The 17,181-nt window shown below is 34.1% G+C and carries 22 protein-coding genes; all 22 read left to right on the forward strand.

From position 1 onward, the window contains the following. The first annotated feature begins 1 nt into the window (after position 1). The 22 genes from proB (at position 2) to P6N22_RS01055 (ending at position 17,181) form a co-directional block, all read left to right on the forward strand. The gene (proB, locus tag P6N22_RS00950; protein ID WP_280329309.1) at positions 2-766 is read left to right on the forward strand and encodes a glutamate 5-kinase; all 765 of its coding nucleotides are present in this window, start codon (positions 2-4) and stop codon (positions 764-766) included. Further along, a complete protein-coding gene (fmt, locus tag P6N22_RS00955) occupies positions 766-1,674 on the forward strand; it encodes a methionyl-tRNA formyltransferase (protein ID WP_280329311.1) in 909 nt (302 codons plus the stop codon). The genes proB and fmt overlap by 1 nt, the downstream gene beginning before the upstream one ends. Continuing rightward, entirely contained in the window at positions 1,652-2,290 is a 639-nt protein-coding gene (locus P6N22_RS00960) for a biotin--[acetyl-CoA-carboxylase] ligase (RefSeq protein WP_280329312.1), read from the forward strand. Before fmt ends, P6N22_RS00960 begins: the two co-directional genes overlap by 23 nt. Beyond that, positions 2,287-3,069, forward strand: coding sequence for an AAA family ATPase (locus P6N22_RS00965; RefSeq protein ID WP_280329314.1), 783 nt, complete (start codon positions 2,287-2,289; stop codon positions 3,067-3,069). The genes P6N22_RS00960 and P6N22_RS00965 overlap by 4 nt, the downstream gene beginning before the upstream one ends. Positions 3,070-3,087: 18 nt before the next feature. After that, complete coding sequence (locus P6N22_RS00970) at positions 3,088-3,927, forward strand: ParB/RepB/Spo0J family partition protein (protein ID WP_280329316.1); 840 nt, start codon at positions 3,088-3,090, stop codon at positions 3,925-3,927. Positions 3,928-4,015: 88 nt separating this feature from the next. Further along, on the forward strand, positions 4,016-4,438 hold the full coding sequence (locus P6N22_RS00975; RefSeq protein WP_280329318.1) for a FoF1 ATP synthase subunit B': 423 nt from the start codon (positions 4,016-4,018) through the stop codon (positions 4,436-4,438). A 9-nt stretch (positions 4,439-4,447) separates the two neighbouring features. Continuing rightward, positions 4,448-4,960: a F0F1 ATP synthase subunit B gene (locus P6N22_RS00980; protein ID WP_280329321.1), complete on the forward strand. Its 513-nt coding sequence runs from the start codon at positions 4,448-4,450 to the stop codon at positions 4,958-4,960. 4 nt (positions 4,961-4,964) lie between these two features. Further along, the gene (locus P6N22_RS00985) at positions 4,965-5,498 is read left to right on the forward strand and encodes a F0F1 ATP synthase subunit delta (RefSeq protein WP_280329323.1); all 534 of its coding nucleotides are present in this window, start codon (positions 4,965-4,967) and stop codon (positions 5,496-5,498) included. Between the two features lie 21 nt (positions 5,499-5,519). Beyond that, positions 5,520-7,037, forward strand: coding sequence for a F0F1 ATP synthase subunit alpha (gene atpA / locus P6N22_RS00990; protein ID WP_280329325.1), 1,518 nt, complete (start codon positions 5,520-5,522; stop codon positions 7,035-7,037). A 10-nt stretch (positions 7,038-7,047) separates the two neighbouring features. Continuing rightward, entirely contained in the window at positions 7,048-7,938 is an 891-nt protein-coding gene (atpG, locus tag P6N22_RS00995) for an ATP synthase F1 subunit gamma (protein ID WP_280329327.1), read from the forward strand. Between the two features lie 11 nt (positions 7,939-7,949). Further along, positions 7,950-9,344: a F0F1 ATP synthase subunit beta gene (atpD, locus tag P6N22_RS01000; protein ID WP_280329329.1), complete on the forward strand. Its 1,395-nt coding sequence runs from the start codon at positions 7,950-7,952 to the stop codon at positions 9,342-9,344. 24 nt (positions 9,345-9,368) lie between these two features. Next, the gene (gene atpC, locus P6N22_RS01005) at positions 9,369-9,761 is read left to right on the forward strand and encodes an ATP synthase F1 subunit epsilon (RefSeq protein ID WP_280329331.1); all 393 of its coding nucleotides are present in this window, start codon (positions 9,369-9,371) and stop codon (positions 9,759-9,761) included. 4 nt (positions 9,762-9,765) lie between these two features. Beyond that, positions 9,766-10,332 (forward strand): MotA/TolQ/ExbB proton channel family protein, encoded by a 567-nt coding sequence (locus P6N22_RS01010; RefSeq protein ID WP_280329333.1) that lies wholly within the window; start codon positions 9,766-9,768, stop codon positions 10,330-10,332. Positions 10,333-10,334: 2 nt separating this feature from the next. Continuing rightward, the gene (locus P6N22_RS01015) at positions 10,335-10,727 is read left to right on the forward strand and encodes a biopolymer transporter ExbD (RefSeq protein ID WP_280329334.1); all 393 of its coding nucleotides are present in this window, start codon (positions 10,335-10,337) and stop codon (positions 10,725-10,727) included. Continuing rightward, positions 10,720-11,448: a TonB C-terminal domain-containing protein gene (locus tag P6N22_RS01020; protein WP_280329337.1), complete on the forward strand. Its 729-nt coding sequence runs from the start codon at positions 10,720-10,722 to the stop codon at positions 11,446-11,448. Before P6N22_RS01015 ends, P6N22_RS01020 begins: the two co-directional genes overlap by 8 nt. A 2-nt stretch (positions 11,449-11,450) precedes the next feature. Continuing rightward, positions 11,451-12,698, forward strand: a complete 1,248-nt coding sequence (gene tolB, locus P6N22_RS01025) for a Tol-Pal system protein TolB (protein WP_280329339.1) — start codon at positions 11,451-11,453, stop codon at positions 12,696-12,698. Between the two features lie 55 nt (positions 12,699-12,753). Next, positions 12,754-13,293, forward strand: coding sequence for an OmpA family protein (locus P6N22_RS01030; RefSeq protein ID WP_280329341.1), 540 nt, complete (start codon positions 12,754-12,756; stop codon positions 13,291-13,293). Positions 13,294-13,304: 11 nt separating this feature from the next. Beyond that, a complete protein-coding gene (locus tag P6N22_RS01035; RefSeq protein WP_280329343.1) occupies positions 13,305-14,213 on the forward strand; it encodes a tetratricopeptide repeat protein in 909 nt (302 codons plus the stop codon). 44 nt (positions 14,214-14,257) lie between these two features. Beyond that, a complete protein-coding gene (locus P6N22_RS01040; RefSeq protein WP_280329345.1) occupies positions 14,258-14,779 on the forward strand; it encodes a peptidylprolyl isomerase in 522 nt (173 codons plus the stop codon). Next, complete coding sequence (locus P6N22_RS01045; RefSeq protein WP_280329347.1) at positions 14,751-15,536, forward strand: Fis family transcriptional regulator; 786 nt, start codon at positions 14,751-14,753, stop codon at positions 15,534-15,536. The genes P6N22_RS01040 and P6N22_RS01045 overlap by 29 nt, the downstream gene beginning before the upstream one ends. Next, the gene (fabD, locus tag P6N22_RS01050) at positions 15,529-16,467 is read left to right on the forward strand and encodes an ACP S-malonyltransferase (RefSeq protein ID WP_280329349.1); all 939 of its coding nucleotides are present in this window, start codon (positions 15,529-15,531) and stop codon (positions 16,465-16,467) included. Before P6N22_RS01045 ends, fabD begins: the two co-directional genes overlap by 8 nt. After that, positions 16,468-17,181, forward strand: a complete 714-nt coding sequence (locus P6N22_RS01055; RefSeq protein WP_280329351.1) for a nitrilase-related carbon-nitrogen hydrolase — start codon at positions 16,468-16,470, stop codon at positions 17,179-17,181.

Raw genomic sequence — 17,181 nt, forward strand, 5'->3', positions numbered from 1 at the left:
AATGAAAAGAATCGTAGTTAAAGTTGGTAGTGCAGTTTTAACACAAGACGGAGCAATTGCATTAGACAGAATGCGTGCTCTTGTTGCATTTTTGGCAGAACTAAAAAAAGAGAATGAAGTTATTTTAGTTTCTTCTGGTGCAGTTGCAGGTGGGTATACAAAATTGCAACTAGATCGTTCTATAGTAGCGAATAAGCAAGCACTTGCAGCAATCGGTCAACCTGTTTTAATGCAAAAATATGCAAATAAATTTGAAAAGTATGACATTATTACAGCACAGGTACTAGTTACCGCAGCAAACTTGGACCGCGAAGATGAAATTCAAAGAATTAAAAATACTGTTGATACTCTACTTGCAAACGGAGTTATTCCAATCGTAAATGAAAATGATGCAACTGCAGTGGAAGAACTTGTAGTAGGGGATAATGATCAGCTCTCTGCCTACATGGCAAAACATACCTGCTCTGATATGTTGATTATCCTTTCTGATATTGATGCATATTATGACAAAGACCCAAGAAAAAATGATGATGCACAAAGATTGAAAGTAGTTCATGAAATAGCAGCAGAAGAGTTGCAAAAAGATGTAACGCCAAATAACCTTTTTGCGACAGGCGGTATTGTTACAAAACTAAAAGCCGCTTCTTATCTATTGGAGAATGATCTTCAAATGTTTTTAGCAAGCGGATTTGACCTTGGTGATGTGAGAAGTTTTTGTTTAGAGAAACATCACATCGGTGGTACATTATTTACAAAGGATGTGTAGTGGATGTTATTTTTATGGGGACACCTTCTTATGCAGATGAGATTTTAAAACAACTGATTAATGACTCTGATATTAATGTTGTAGCAGTTTATACTCAGCCTGATAAGCCGGTTGGCAGAAAAAAAGTTTTGACACCGCCTCCTGTAAAAGTAACGGCACAAGATTACAATATAGAAGTGTATCAGCCAAATAGATTACGTGACCAAGAAACTATTGAAGAACTTTTAAAAATTTCATGTGACTATATTATTGTTGCTGCATACGGACAAATCTTGCCAAGAGAGATTTTAGAACATGCTCCGTGTATTAACCTGCATGCTTCGATCTTACCTCAGTATAGAGGTGCAAGTCCGATCCAACAAACACTTCTAAATGGCGATAGTAAAACAGGCGTAACTGCAATGCTTATGGATGAAGGCTTAGATACCGGAGATATTATAAAAATTTCTGAGATTAATGTACCTGATGATGAGATGGTAGCTACTCTTTTTGACAGACTTACTGTTGTAGCATCTGAGCTGACTGTGGATGTACTGAAAAATTATAAAGAGTATACACCTGTTAAACAGGATGAATCAAAAGCTACACATTGTACAAAGATTACAAAAGCCGAAGGAAAAGTAAGTTTTGATAAGGCCGAAGAGCTTTATAATAAATACCGTGCTTTTACTCCATGGCCGGGAATCTATTTAGAGAGCGGTTTAAAACTGAAAAAAATAGCTTTAATAGACAATAGTTCAAATAACGATGCAGGGAAAATACTTGAAGTTAAAAAAGAGAGTATTATTGTCGGATGTTCTCAAGGAAGATTAGAAATTTTCAATGTACAGCCTGAATCAAAAAAAGAGATGAATGTAATAGGCTATATTAACGGAAAAAGGATAGGTGTTGCAGATACTTTATCTTGATGAAGTTGAATCAACACAGACCTATTTAAAAGCAGAACTAAAAAACGCAACAGTTACACCACCTTTTGCCGTATCGGCAGAACTTCAAACAAATGGTATAGGAAGCAGGAATAATTCATGGACAGGATATGAAGGAAACTTGTTTCTTTCATTTGTCCTTCCTGTGTCAGATCTTCCAGACGATCTTAAAGTGGAATCGGCTTCTATATACTTCGCGTATCTGTTAAAAGAGACGTTAGCAGAGATGGGTTCAAAACTTTTTTTAAAATGGCCAAACGATTTTTATATAGATGAATATAAAATCGGCGGTATGATTACAAATGTTTCAAAGCAAAATATTATATGCGGCGTAGGTATTAATCTTATAAAAGCACCTGAAGGCTTTGCTACTATAGATATAGCACTGGATAAAAAAAAGTTATTAGAATATTTTTTCAAAAAAGTTGAAAAAAAAATCTCATGGAAGAAAGTTTTTAGAAAATATAAGTTAGAATTTCATAACAATCAAAAGTTTTTTACACATATAAAAAATAACAAAATTTCTTTAAGCAATGCAGTACTTGAAGAAGATGGTAGTTTAAATATCAATGGTGAGAGGATATACAGTTTAAGATGAGTGAAGTTATAGTAATCGCGAATCAAAAAGGTGGTGTTGGTAAGACTACGACAGCAGTAAATCTAGCTGCCTCACTCGCCGTTGCCGAAAAAAAAGTATTGTTAATCGATTCTGATCCACAGGCAAATGCAACAACTTCACTTGGTTTTCATAGAAATGATTATGAATTTAATATTTACCATGTTCTTATTGGTGCGAAAAAACTTAAAGACATTATTTTAAAATCTGATCTTCCTACATTGCATCTTGCTCCATCGAATATTGGTCTTGTAGGTATTGAAAAAGAATATTACGATGCAGATAAGGCAAGAGGACGTGAGCTTGTACTTAAAAAAGCTATCGCACATGTAAGAAAAGATTATGATTATATAATCATTGATTCTCCACCGGCTCTTGGTCCAATGACAATCAATGCTCTTTCAGCATCGAATTCTGTCATTATTCCTATTCAATGTGAGTTCTTTGCATTAGAAGGTTTAGCACAGTTATTAAACACTATTAAACTAGTAAGAAAATCGATTAACCCTAAGTTGAGTATCAAAGGTTTTGTACCGACAATGTACTCATCGCAAAATAATCTTTCTAAACAGGTATTTGCAGATCTTAAACAACATTTTAGAGGAAAACTTTTTACAGATAAAGATAGTAAATATATAGTAGTACCAAGAAATGTTAAATTAGCTGAGTCTCCATCATTCGGTAAGCCTGCTATATTATATGATGTAAAATCAATCGGATCAATTGCATATCAAAACTTAGCACAAGCTATTATAGAATAGAAGAGGGGAACTGAAGTAGTGAAAAGTCAAAAGCTTGGTCGTGGATTAGATGCTCTTTTAGGAGAAATAGATGAAGCGTATGAAAACGAAGGTACGCATAGAGATGTCATCTTAGAAATATCTATTAAAGATATTCGTCCTAATCCCTTTCAACCAAGAAAACATTTTGACGAAGAAGCATTACAAGAATTAGCAGATTCTATTAAAAATGACGGTCTGATTCAGCCAATAGTTGTAAAAGAAGATATAGACGGATATGTTCTAATCGCAGGCGAGAGACGTTTTCGTGCTTCTAAACTTGCAAAACTAAAAGAGATAAAAGCAATCGTATTAAATTCCGATGAACAAAAAATGCGTAAATTTGCACTTATCGAAAATATTCAACGTGAAGAGTTAAACGCGGTTGAGTTGGCTGAATCTTATGGTGAACTAATTAAACTACATGATTTAACACACGAAGAGCTCTCTGCCATGATACATAAAAGTAGGGCACATATTACAAATACTTTAAGATTGCTACAACTTTCTAAAAAAACTCTCAAAGCATTAGTGGAAAAAACTATTTCAGCTGGACATGCAAAAATTTTAGTCGGTTTAGATGAAAAAGATCAAGAGCGTATGGTTAATTCTATAATTGGTCAAAAATTAAGCGTTCGTGAACTTGAAGCCGAAATAAAGAGTAGAAAACAGGTTGAAAATGCTCCAAAATTAAAAAATGAACAATTTTTATATGATTTTTCAGATTTAAAAGGAAAAATTGATGAATTTGGCATCAATTGTAAAACTTCTGGAAATAAACTCACCTTAGAATTCTCATCAGAAGAAGAAATACGTGAATTTTTGTCACACTTAGTGTAAAATTTGCAAAATTATTAAATTTTTCTTCTTAATTTAACTATCCTTTCAATTTAAATATAGTACAATCACGCAACTTTTAGGAGGTGCTATGTTAGATATAAATCCAATGTTACTTTTGGCTACATTTGTTGTATTTGTTTCACTTATAGCCGTTCTTAATAGTTGGCTTTATAATCCATTGTTTAGTTTTATGAACAAACGTGATGAAGATATCAAGAAAGACCTAGAAAAAGTAGGTTCGAACGATACTGAAATCGCTGAGTTAAAAGCTAAAGCTGAATCAATTGTTATGAATGCTAAACTAGAAGCTTCGGCCCTAAGAGAAAAAGTTATCGCAGATGCTAAAGAGTTAGCAGAGAACAAGTTGGAAGCAAAGCGTGCTGAACTTGCAGTAGATTATGTTGAGTTTAAGCAATCACTTGCGAAATCTCAAGAAGAGTTGACAAAAGAGCTTATGGCTCAAGTTCCGATGTTTAAAGAAGCTGTTAAGGCTAAAATAAGTCAAATATAAGGATGTAATGTGAAGAAAATTTTAGTGTTATTACTAATGGTATCAACTTACGCATTTGCATCTGAAGCAGGGCATGGTGATACAGATATCATTCAAAGAACTGTTAACTTCTTATTATTTGCAGGGCTTATTTGGTACCTTGTGGCTGAACCGGTAAAAAATTACTTCGCCTCAAGAAGTAATGAAATCGCGGATGAATTAAATAAGGTTCAAGAAAAACTTAAAGAATCTGTTGAACTCAAAAAAGAAGCATTGGCTAAAATCTCAGAAGCTGAAAAGTTTGCTGAAGAATTAGCTATTGCATCTAAAAAAGAGAACAAGATTTTAAATGACAATATCATGGCTCAATGTGATTCTGATCTTGAAATTATTGCTAAACAACATGAAAGCAAGAAAGATTTTGAAACTAGAAATATGGTTATTGAAGTGGTTGATGAAGTTATTTCTGAAACATTAAATCAAAGTTCTGAAGTTTTCGATAGACAAGCTATGGCTAACGTTATTTTAAAGAAGGTGGCATAGTAGTATGGAAGAATTGGTAGCAAAAAGATATGTTAAAGCCCTAGTAGAGGGAAGTGATGTAGCATCAATGGAAGCAATGAGTGATGTTTTTTCTGTTTTATCTGATTCTTTTAAAGATGAGAAGTTTGTTAATGTAGTTACAAATCCAAATGTAACTTCAGAAGACAAATCTAACATTTTATTAGAGGCAGTTAAACCAGCTAATTCTGAGAAACTTAATAATTTTGTAAAACTTTTAGTTCAAAATAAAAGAATTCAAATTATTCCAGCAATTTCAGCTGAACTGAAAAAAGATATAGCAAACTCAACGAAAACTTTTGAAGGTACTGTTTATAGTGACAGTGATTTAGATTCAAAAGTGATTAGTGATCTAAGTAGCGGACTTAGTAAAAAGTTTGATTCTACAATCTCTTTAAACTTTGTTAAAAATGATTTTAACGGAATTAAAGTGACAGTAGAAGGACTTGGTATTGAGATTAACTTTTCTAAAGATAGAATCGATAATCAAATTATTCAACATATTATTAAAGCAATTTAACTTCAAGAGAGGAGAAAAAGAGTGGTAGCAAAAATCCAAGCTGATGAGATCAGCTCAATTATTAAAGAACGTATCGATAACTTTGAATTAAGTGTTGATATTAATGAAACTGGTAAAGTTGTTTCATATGCTGACGGTGTTGCTAAAGTTTACGGACTAAGCAATGTTATGGCAGGTGAAATGGTTGAATTCGAAGACGGAACAAGAGGTTTAGTAATGAACCTTGAAGAAGCAAGTGTAGGTGTTGTTATCCTTGGTTCTGGTGAAAATCTTCGTGAAGGTATGAGTGCAAAACGTCTTGGAAAACTTCTTCGTGTTCCAGTAGGTGATGCTCTTCTTGGTCGTGTTGTTAATGCTCTTGGTGAGCCAATTGACGGTAAAGGTCCAATCGAAGCAACTGAAACTCGTTTCGTTGAAGAAAAAGCTCCTGGAATTATGGAACGTAAATCTGTTCATGAGCCAATGGCAACTGGTATTAAATCAATTGATGCACTAGTTCCAATCGGTCGTGGTCAACGTGAGCTTATCATCGGTGACAGACAAACAGGTAAAACTACTATCGCATTAGATACAATTATCAACCAAAAAGGTAACGGTGTTGTTTGTGTATACGTAGCTGTAGGTCAAAAAGAATCAACTGTTGCTCAAATTGTTCGTCGTTTAGAAGAACACGGTGCAATGGAATACACTATCATCGTATCTGCAACTGCTGCTGAAGCTGCTGCACTTCAATTCTTAGCTCCATATACTGGTGTTACAATGGGTGAATACTTCCGTGATAACGCTAGACATGGTCTAATCGTATATGATGATTTATCTAAGCATGCGGTAGCTTACCGTGAAATGTCTCTTATCCTTCGTCGTCCTCCAGGTCGTGAAGCATATCCAGGTGATGTTTTCTATGTTCACTCTCGTTTACTTGAGCGTGCTGCAAAACTTTCTGACGAAGAGGGTGCAGGTTCTTTAACTGCTTTACCAATTATTGAAACTCAAGCTGGTGACGTTGCTGCGTATATTCCAACAAACGTTATCTCAATTACAGATGGTCAAATCTTCTTAGAAACTGACCTTTTCAACTCTGGTGTACGTCCTGCGATTAACGTTGGTCTTTCAGTTTCTCGTGTTGGTGGTGCTGCGCAAATCAAAGCTACTAAACAAGTTGCTGGTACATTAAGACTTGACCTTGCTCAATACCGTGAACTTCAAGCATTTGCTCAATTTGCATCTGATCTTGACGAAGTTTCTCGTAAACAATTAGAGCGTGGACAAAGAATGGTAGAAGTTCTTAAACAACCACCATATTCTCCACTATCTGCTGAGAAACAAGCTGCAATTATTTTTGCAGGTAACGAAGGTTTCTTAGATGATATGGATGCATCAAACGTAACTCGTTTTGAAGCTGAAATGTATCCGTTTATCGAAGCATCTTATCCACAAATTTTAGAGAACATCAGTAGCTCTAAGAAAATTGATGATGAGACTGAAGCATTACTTAAAAAAGCACTTGAAGAGTTCAAAGCTAGCTTTATAGCGTCGTAAGGGATACTTCATGGCAAACTTGAAAGATATTCAAAGAAAAATTAAGAGTGTTTCAAGCACTCAAAAGACAACTCGTGCGATGAAGTTGGTTTCAACTGCTAAACTTCGCCGTGCAGAAGAGCTTGCAAAACGCTCACGTCTTTATGCAGAGAAAATGAATCAGGTTATTGCCGAAATTGCTGGGCGCATTAGTTGTAGTAAAGTTGGAGGGTTAGACAATCGTTTCTTTGAAACAATTGAAAACCCGAAAATGGTTGACATTGTATTTGTAACTGCGGATAAAGGTTTATGTGGTGGTTTTAATATTCAAACTATTAAAGCTGTAAATAAACTTCTTCGTGATTACAAAGAACAAAATGTTAAAGTGCGTTTACGTGGAATCGGTAAAAAAGGTGTTGAATATTTTAACTACAATGAAGTTGAAATGTTTGATACAGTTGTAGATTTAAGTTCAAAACCTGATAAAGAGAGATCTGATAAGTTCATTGAAGCTTCAATTACAGATTTCCAAGAGGGTAAAATTGATGCTTTACATATCGTTTACAACGGGTATAAAAACATGATTACTCAAGAATTAAAAGTAAAACAAGTTTTACCTGTATGTACTGATGAATTTGAGTGTGAAGAAGTTCAAAAACATTCTACTATTGAAGTTGAAGCATTTGAAGAAGAAAAAATGCTTAACTCTTTAGTTTCAAGATATGTAAGTTATAACATGTACTACTCTTTAATTGATTCTGTTGCTGCTGAGCATTCAGCACGTATGCAAGCAATGGATACGGCAACGAACAATGCTAAAGAGATGGTTAAAAGCTTAAATGTTGAATTTAATAAAGCACGTCAAGCTGCTATTACTACAGAACTGATTGAAATCATCAGTGGTGTAGAGAGTATGAAATAATGGAGAAAAATATGATTGGAAAAATTAGCCAGGTAATGGGTCCTGTTGTTGATGTTGATTTTGATGGTTATCTTCCGGTAATAAACGAAGCTATTGAAGTTAACGTTAGTGTTGAGGGTAGTGAACACAGACTAGTGTTAGAAGTTGCTGCTCACTTAGGTGATGGTCGTGTTAGAACTATTGCTATGGATATGTCTGAAGGTCTTGTACGTGGTATGGACGCTAAAGCTACTGGTGCTCCTATTAAAGTACCAGTTGGTGAAAAAGTTCTTGGACGTATCTTTAACGTTGTAGGTGAAACTATTGACGGCGGTGAGCAAGTTGAAGGTGCTCCAGAGTGGTCAATTCACCGTGCTCCACCACCATTAGTTGACCAATCAACTACTACTGAAATGTTTGAAACAGGTATCAAAGTTGTTGACTTACTTGCTCCATATGCAAAAGGTGGTAAAGTTGGTCTATTCGGTGGTGCTGGTGTTGGTAAAACAGTTATCATCATGGAACTTATCCACAACGTTGCTCACGGTCACGAAGGTTTATCAGTATTCGCTGGTGTTGGTGAGAGAACACGTGAAGGTAATGACCTTTACTACGAAATGAAAGAATCGAACGTACTTGACAAAGTTGCACTGTGCTACGGTCAAATGAGTGAACCACCAGGTGCACGTAACCGTATCGCTCTTACTGGTCTTACTATGGCTGAGTACTTCCGTGATGAGAAAAAACTAGATGTTCTTATGTTTATCGATAACATCTTCCGTTTTGCTCAATCAGGTTCTGAGATGTCTGCACTTCTTGGTCGTATCCCATCAGCTGTTGGTTACCAACCAACTCTTAGCCGTGAAATGGGTGCATTACAAGATCGTATTACATCAACTAAAAATGGTTCTATTACATCTGTTCAAGCGGTTTACGTACCTGCGGATGACTTAACTGACCCGGCTCCGGCTTCAGTTTTCGCTCACTTAGATGCAACAACAGTACTTAACCGTAAAATTGCTGAAAAAGGTATCTATCCTGCAGTTGATCCATTAGATTCAACTTCAAGATTACTTGATCCACAAATTTTAGGTGAAGAACACTATAACGTAGCTCGTGGTGTACAACAAACACTACAAAAATATAAAGATCTTCAAGATATTATCGCTATTCTTGGTATGGATGAACTTTCTGAAGATGACAAAGCTACAGTTGAAAGAGCTCGTAAAATTGAGAAATTCCTATCTCAACCATTCTTCGTTGCAGAAGTATTTACAGGTGCTCCTGGTAAATATGTTTCTCTTGAAGATACAATCAAAGGTTTCAAAGGAATCTTAAACGGTGACTACGACCATATGCCAGAAAATTCATTCTACATGGTAGGTGGTATGGACGAAGCTATCGCGAAATACGAAAAAAACAAATAATTTTTGTTTAAATAAAGGACTGTAATGGATAAGTTTAAACTTGAAATCCTAACGCCTAACGGTGAAATCTATAATGGTAACGCTGTTAGCGTAGTTCTTCCTGGTGAAGAGGGAGAATTCGGCGTACTAGCTGGCCATGCTGCTTTAACTACTTTGTTAGAAGCTGGTGTAGTTGACGTTGAAAAAGAGGATAAATCAGTCGAATCTATTGTTATTAACTGGGGTGTTGCTCATGTTGATGAAGAAAAAGTTGTAGTACTTGTAGAAGGTGCTGCTGCGATTCGTGGTGAAAATGAGTCAGAAATTGCTGATGCTATTGACGCTGCGAAAAAACTTATCAGCGAAATAGCAGATTCAAATGGCGCAATTGCTGCTGTATCAGCAAAAATTGAAACAGCTGCTCAAAAGTTAATATAACAGAATGATTAACAATATAATAGATTTTTATTTAAAATCTCACCCGGTGACTATAGGTGTACTGATTTTACTAGCAGTATATTTTATAGTTTTAAATTGGGTGTTTTTCTACCGCTATTTTTCTCTTAATACGTGGCTAAAAAACGAAAGTGCATCTTTAGAAGCACTTTTGCTTGGTGCCACAAAAGTAAATGAGAACTCTTTTTTAAATAACTTTGTAAAATCAAGTAATTTTATTTCAAAAGAAGTTTTACAACTAGGACAACTTGCATCTACAAAAGAAGCAACTAAGGGACTGTCTATATTGTCTGTATTTGCTTCAACAACACCTTTTATAGGACTTTTTGGTACTGTTGTTTCAATTCTTGATACCTTTACACACATTGGACAAGCAAGCGGTAGTATGTCTGTAATTTCTACAGGTGTGTCTGATGCACTTATAGCTACTGCAGGTGGTATCTTTGTAGCAATATTTGCCTATACATATCATCAGATTTTAAAAAGATTATCGTATGATGTGATTAGTCATATTCAGATGCAAAGTGATGCTTTACTAGCTCGTAAGGTATAAATATGCTATACAACTGGGATGAAAAGCCTGAGCTTAATATTACTCCGTTAGTGGATGTAATGCTTGTACTTTTAGCAATTTTAATGGTAATTGCTCCCAACATAGTTTTTGAGGAAAACATTAAACTTCCTCAAGGCTCTACTACACAACAAATTTCTAAAATTCCACCGGTTCATATTACGATCGACAAAGAAAAAAATATTCAAGTAAATAAAGACAATTTTTTGTTAAATGGGTTTCGTGATAATTTTTATCTCTATGCAAATAAATTAGATAAAAAAGCAACTGTACTAATCAGTGCAGATGAAAGTTTGGACTACGGCATAGTAATGTCAATTTTAGCTGCTGTGAAGCAAGCTGGATTTACTGAGGTCTCTTTAGCTACAAATGGTTAGAGATGATAAATACTTCTATATAAGTGGTGCAATATCACTTACTATTTTCTTTATTTTTTTATTTTTATTTGCCGCAATTCTCTTTAGTGTATCGTCAACGAAGACATACGGTTTAAAAAAAGAGAATTACGTAGCCATTTCACTTGCAACTCCTGAAATTACAAAACAACTTAAGAAAACAAAACCTTCTAAAACTACACCGACTGTCACTCAGAGTAATAGTGTTTCAAATAATATTGACGTAAATGATCTTTTCAGCGATGTGTGGACTCAGAAGATCGATCATACTACAAAGCCTAAAGAGGTGAACTCGAAAAGAATACAAGAGATATCTAAAAGAGTCAAAAAGAGTGAGAAGAACAATGTTGAATCATTGACAGAAAAAGTTGAAAATATTGATAAGTCTGATAGTACTCAAGAAAAACAAAGTAGTTCAAGTGCCGATGAAGTTAATGAATATTTAGCTAAAATTCAAGCAATAGTATATGACAACTTTATACCGCCTATGAATTCTGAAGGAAGTATTGTCAAGATTGTTATAGAAATTGATTCACTTGGAAAAATGATAGATTTTCGTGTTTTAAACTATTCATCTAGTGACGCGTTAAATCAGGAAGCAGATAAGATTAAGTCAAGGCTTGCTCGTGTTATTTTCCCAAAAAATCCTGACAATCGTTCTTTTAGAGCTATTATAAATTTAATTCCAGAAAACAAGGAGTAGTTTTGAAAATTTTATTTGCATTCCTACTAACATCTATAATATTATTTGCTGGTGATGCCACAATAGATGTTATCAAAAAAGTTGATTCATTACCCTCATTGGCATTAGAAGATGCATCGGTTAATTATGACGATACTTTTAAATTACAAGTATTTAAATCTTTAGTTGCAGACTTAAATGTTATATCTATTTTTAATGTCGACAGACATCACAGACTAGCAAACTTTAATGATACAGACGTATTGGTTGAAAATAAAGATGTAAATTATATTCTTAGATACAAAATGGAAGAAGATGATAATGGAGCTTTACAAATTTCTATCAAGCTTTTACAAAATACAGAAGAGGTATTTGCTAAAAGCTATAGAGTAGGTAAACAAGAACTTTATGTTTTCGTTTCACATGCAATTGCATATGATATTAATGAGTTTATGGGAGAGCCTTCAGTTGAATGGATGAAAAGAAAAGTTATTTTCTCTCGTATTGTAGGACCTAAACAAAGTGAAATTGTAATTTCAGATTATACATTACGTTATCAACACGTCATTTTAAAAGGTGGTTTTAATGTTTTTCCTAAATGGGCAGATAATAGACAAAAAGGATTTTACTATACATCTTTAGATGGAAAACCAACACTAAAGTTTGTAAATATTACTACAGGAAAAATTGAAAGTTTAATATCTTCAGACGGTATGTTAGTTTGTTCTGATGTGAGTACTGATGGAAATACTTTATTACTTACAATGGCACCTAAAGGTCAACCTGATATTTATACATATAATGTAAAAACTAAAAAAACAAAACGTGTAACAACCTATAGTGGTATTGATGTAAATGCACAATTTATGTCTAAAGATAAAATAGTATTTATCTCATCAAGATTAGGATATCCAAACGTATTTTCTAAAAGACTTGATAGTAATGAAGTTGAGCAGTTAGTATATTATGGAAAAAACAATTCTGCATGTACTGCACATGGAGAATATGTAGTTTATAAAGCTCGTGAAACCTCTAATAATTTTAGCGAGAATACTTTCAATTTACATTTGATTTCTACTAAGACAGACTTTATAAGACGTCTAACAGCAACAGGTGTAAATGAATTTCCTAGGTTTTCAAAAGACGGAGATGCTATCATTTTTATTAAAAATTATAAAAATCAAAGTTCAATTGGAATTATGAGATTAAAATATAACAAAAATTATCTCTTTCCACTAAGATATGGACGTGTTCAGTCGATGGACTGGTAAATTTAAGTTTTTTTGGTATAATGTTTGTAAATTATATTTTCGAAGGATTTAAGATATGAAAAGTTTAGTACTTTCTAGCGTTGCTGTAGCACTTTTAGTTTTTAGTGGATGTAGTTCTAAAGAGCCTGCAGTTGATACTCAAAACGGTTCTGCAAACCAACAAGCTCAAGAAGTTGAAGCTCCGGCAAGTGAAACAGTTGCTCCAGAAGAGAGTGTAGTTTCTAGTGAAGCATCTGGTATGAGTATGTACGAAGTTGAAAGTAAATTACCAACTATCTATTTTGCTTTTGACAAGTTTGATATTACATCTGATGCACAAACAAAAATTGTTGCTGCTGCTGAGCTTGGTAAAAGCGGTGCAAAAGATTATAGTGTAAAACTAGAAGGTAACTGTGATGAGTGGGGTAGTGATGAGTACAACTTCGCTTTAGGTTTAAAACGTACAGAGGCAGTAAAAAAAGCATTAGTTGCTGAAGGAATTGATCCAACTCGTGTATCAATGGTTAGTTATGGTGAAAGCAACCCAGTATGTACAGATAAAACAAAAGAGTGCTGGGCGAAAAACCGTAGAGTAAACTTTAAACTTCTTCCATAAGTTCGATAAAAATGAAACGCAGTACAATAGCTGTTTTACTTAGTGCTGCTACATCTCTTTCTCTCTATAGTGCCGAACCCTCAGCGTTCGGTGCAGGAGATCTCTCAAGCGATAATCCATACGGATTAACTTCTGACGAAAAAGCCATTTTAGAAACTAAGCAAAAGCTCAGAAAAGTAGATCTTAGTACAAAAACACATGCTTCTCAATTAGACTCGTTAAGAGAAAGAATTGATGGTCTTCAGGATATTATTGAAGCACTAAGTAGAAAATCACATAATAATAAAATTGCATTAAAAGAGTTGCAAGATAAAGATCAAGCAGACAGCAACAGTTCTAACGAATATCAAAAAAGACTCTCTGAATTAGTGCAGCAAAACTCGCAAAATATTCAAACATTACAAGCGCAAACATTAGAGATTTCAAAACTTGTTGATCAAATAAATGAAAATTATGTTTCAAAAAAAGAGTTTAATGATTTAGTGGCAGATATCAACGAATTTAAATCTTTAGTAAGTAAAGAGTTAAAAACAGGTAGTACAAAAACTAAAGCATCTAAGAAGATATCAAGTGCAGATATTTATAACAGTGCGAAAAAGAATTTTGATAAAAAATACTATACAAAAGCAATAGAAGAGTATAGTGAACTAATAGAACGTAATTATAAACCGGCATATGGGCACTATATGATTGGGGAGATGTATTTTAAACGTAATGATTATGGAAAAGCTATATCATACTTTAAAAAATCTTCAGAGTTGTATTCAAAGGCATCGTATATGCCAAATTTAATGTTACATACGGCAATATCGATGGATAAAACTGGAGATAAAGCTCATGCTCAGTCTTTTTATAAGGCAATAATGCAAAAATATCCAAATTCAAAAGAGGCTAAAGAAGCAAAAAAGCTTTTGAATTAATGTTTTTATGTTAAAATCACGAAATTAATTATAAAGGTAAGATAATGGCAATTGAAACAAATCAAATCGTATCTATTGAATACGAAGTACGTGACGGAGATACAGTAGTAGATAGCAATGTAGGCGCTGCACCGTTAGTATTCATGTTTGGTAAAGGTCAAATCATTCCAGGTTTAGAAAATGGAATTAAAGATATGGCTATCGGTGAAAAAGGTGATGTTTTAGTACAACCTGCAGATGCTTACGGTGAATATAATCCTGAAGCTACTCAAGAGGTTCCAAAAGAGCAATTTGCTGGAATTGATTTACAAGAGGGTATGACTCTTTACGGTCAAGGTGAAGACGGTTCTACTGTACAAGTAATTGTAAAAGAGATCAAAGACGCAGCAGTAATTATTGACTTTAATCACCCATTAGCTGGAAAAAGTTTAATGTTTACAGTAACAATTAACAACGTAAGAGATGCATCTGCTGAAGAAGCTATGACTGGTGTTCCAGAAGAGAATAAACCAGCAGAATCAGGATGTTGTGGAACTGGTGGCGGCAGCGGCTGTGGATGTCACTAATTTTGTAACAGCTTCTGAAGCGTCAAGTCAAGCTTTTAAAACAGCAACACTGTTAAAATCGCTTACTATTAATGCCCTGATTATGGGTGAAAATGGTGTAGGTAAAAGAACTTTATCTTCTTTTATCTTACCAAATGCAACAACTATTGATGGATCCCATCATGAAGAACTTCTACAAAGTTTAGAAAGTTCTGATGAAATAATTATTACAAACATAGATAACTTTCCAAATTTAAAACTTTTAATTGATGCTATTAAAGAAAATAAAGTCAGAGTCATTGCTACTTCACAGCAAGCGTTCAGTAATGAGCATCTTGATGATATTTTTAGTGTTAAATTTGATATTCCGCCGTTATCTTCAAGAGATGAAGATGTTAAGGAATTAATCGAAGTTTTTATAAAAGATGCCGTAAAGTTATTTGGTGGTGATAAAAAATTTGATATAAAAAATTTTAAACCGGATTTATCAGATAATGCTAATTCTTTAAGACGACAGGTAATGATAAATTATCTGCTTCAAGATGTTGACGATAAAGAGCTTATGGATATCATAGAAAACTATTTGTTTGACAAACTAGGTTCAAATAGTGATTACAGAAATTATTTATATCTTTATGAAGTCCCTTTAATTAGAGCGGGTTTAACACGTTTTAAATCACAATTACAATTATCTGATAGATTAGGACTCAATAGAAATACATTAAGAAAAAAAATATCTGAAAACAAAGAGTATTTACAAGGAGAAAATGATGAGTAAAATAGCAATGATTTTTGCTGGACAAGGTTCACAAGCAGTAGGAATGGGGAAAGATTTTTATGAAAACTCTGAACTTGCTCGTGAAATGTTCGAAAAAGCCGGTGAGAGAATAGGTGTTGATTTTAAAGCACTTATTTTTGAAGAGAATGAAAAACTAAATGAAACAGCATACACACAACCGGCTATTCTTCTAGTACAGATGATTGCATATAAGCTTTTCAAAGAAGTTTGTCCTGATGTAAAAGCAGAATTATTTTTAGGTCACTCTTTAGGTGAATTTTCTGCTTTATGTGCAAGTGGTGCTATTGATTATGTTGATGCTGTAGAGTTAGTGCATAACCGTGGTGCATACATGCAAGAAGCGTGTTCTGAGATCGAAGCAGGTATGATGGCAATTGTCGGTCTAGATGATGCATCAGTTGAAAAAATTTGTGCAGATGCGCAAGCAGAAGGAAAAAAAGTTTGGCCTGCGAACTATAATCAAGATGGTCAACTTGTTGTTGCAGGTTTAAAACCTGATCTTGTATCGTTAGAGCAAACTTTTAAAGATGCCGGTGCTAAGCGTGCACTTGTTTTAAATATGTCTGTAGCATCTCATTGTGCCTTATTAGAGCCTGCTGTAGCAAAATTAGGTGCTTTAATGGAAAATATGGTTGCTGATAACTTTGAAGCACCTGTAATCTCAAATGTAACAACTAATGCATATAGCTCAAAAGCTGATGCTATAGCTTTACTAAAAGAGCAGCTTACATCTCCTGTAAAATATAAACAATCAATTGAAGCAATTGAAAATGATGTTGATCTAGCAATTGAATTTGGAAACGGTGTTGTTTTAAAAGGTCTTAACAGAAGAATCGGTAAAGGCTTAACAACATTAAATATTTCAGATATGGCCTCATTAGAAAAGGTTAAAGAGGAAATCTGCTCATAAATGAAAATAACTCTCGCACAAACATCTCCTAAGTTAAATAGAACAAACTTAGAAGATGTTGTCTCTATCATCAAAAGCGTAAAAGAAACATCCGATCTTATTGTCTTTCCAGAACTCAGTCTAAGTGGTTATATGCTTCAGGATAAGCTCTATGAAGATGCTTGGCATGAGGAAGAACTTGATGTTTTAAAAGAACTTAGTCATGATATAGATATAGCAGTAGGTGCTGCTATGAACGAGGATCGTCTTTTTAGAAACTGTGCCTTGTATTTTAGTCAAGGAAAATTGTTGTCTAAACATATAAAAGTACATCTGCCAAACTATGGGATGTTCGAAGAAGCACGTTATTTTGAAGGTGGAGATAAATTTGAAGCTTTTGAAGTGAACGGGAAAAAAATTTCAATGTTAGTGTGTGAAGATGTGTGGCATGCAAATGTACACAAAGAGATCATTGCACTTAATCCAGATATTATTATTACACTTGTAGCATCTCCGGCAAGAGGTTTTAACGATGATGGTTTAATTATTGAAGACAAATGGTATACAATTATTAAAGAGCTGTCTAAAGAAGCAAAAGCAAAACTAATCTTTGTAAATCGTGTAGGATTTGAAGACGGTTTAGGTTTTTGGGGTGGAAGCTGTATAGTAGACAACGGAAACATAGTTGAAAAACTTCCAAGATTTAAAATTAATATAGAAACATTTGAGGTATGA

It is taken from the genome of Sulfurimonas sp. C5 (assembly GCF_029872055.1).
Classification (GTDB): Bacteria; Campylobacterota; Campylobacteria; order Campylobacterales; family Sulfurimonadaceae; genus Sulfurimonas.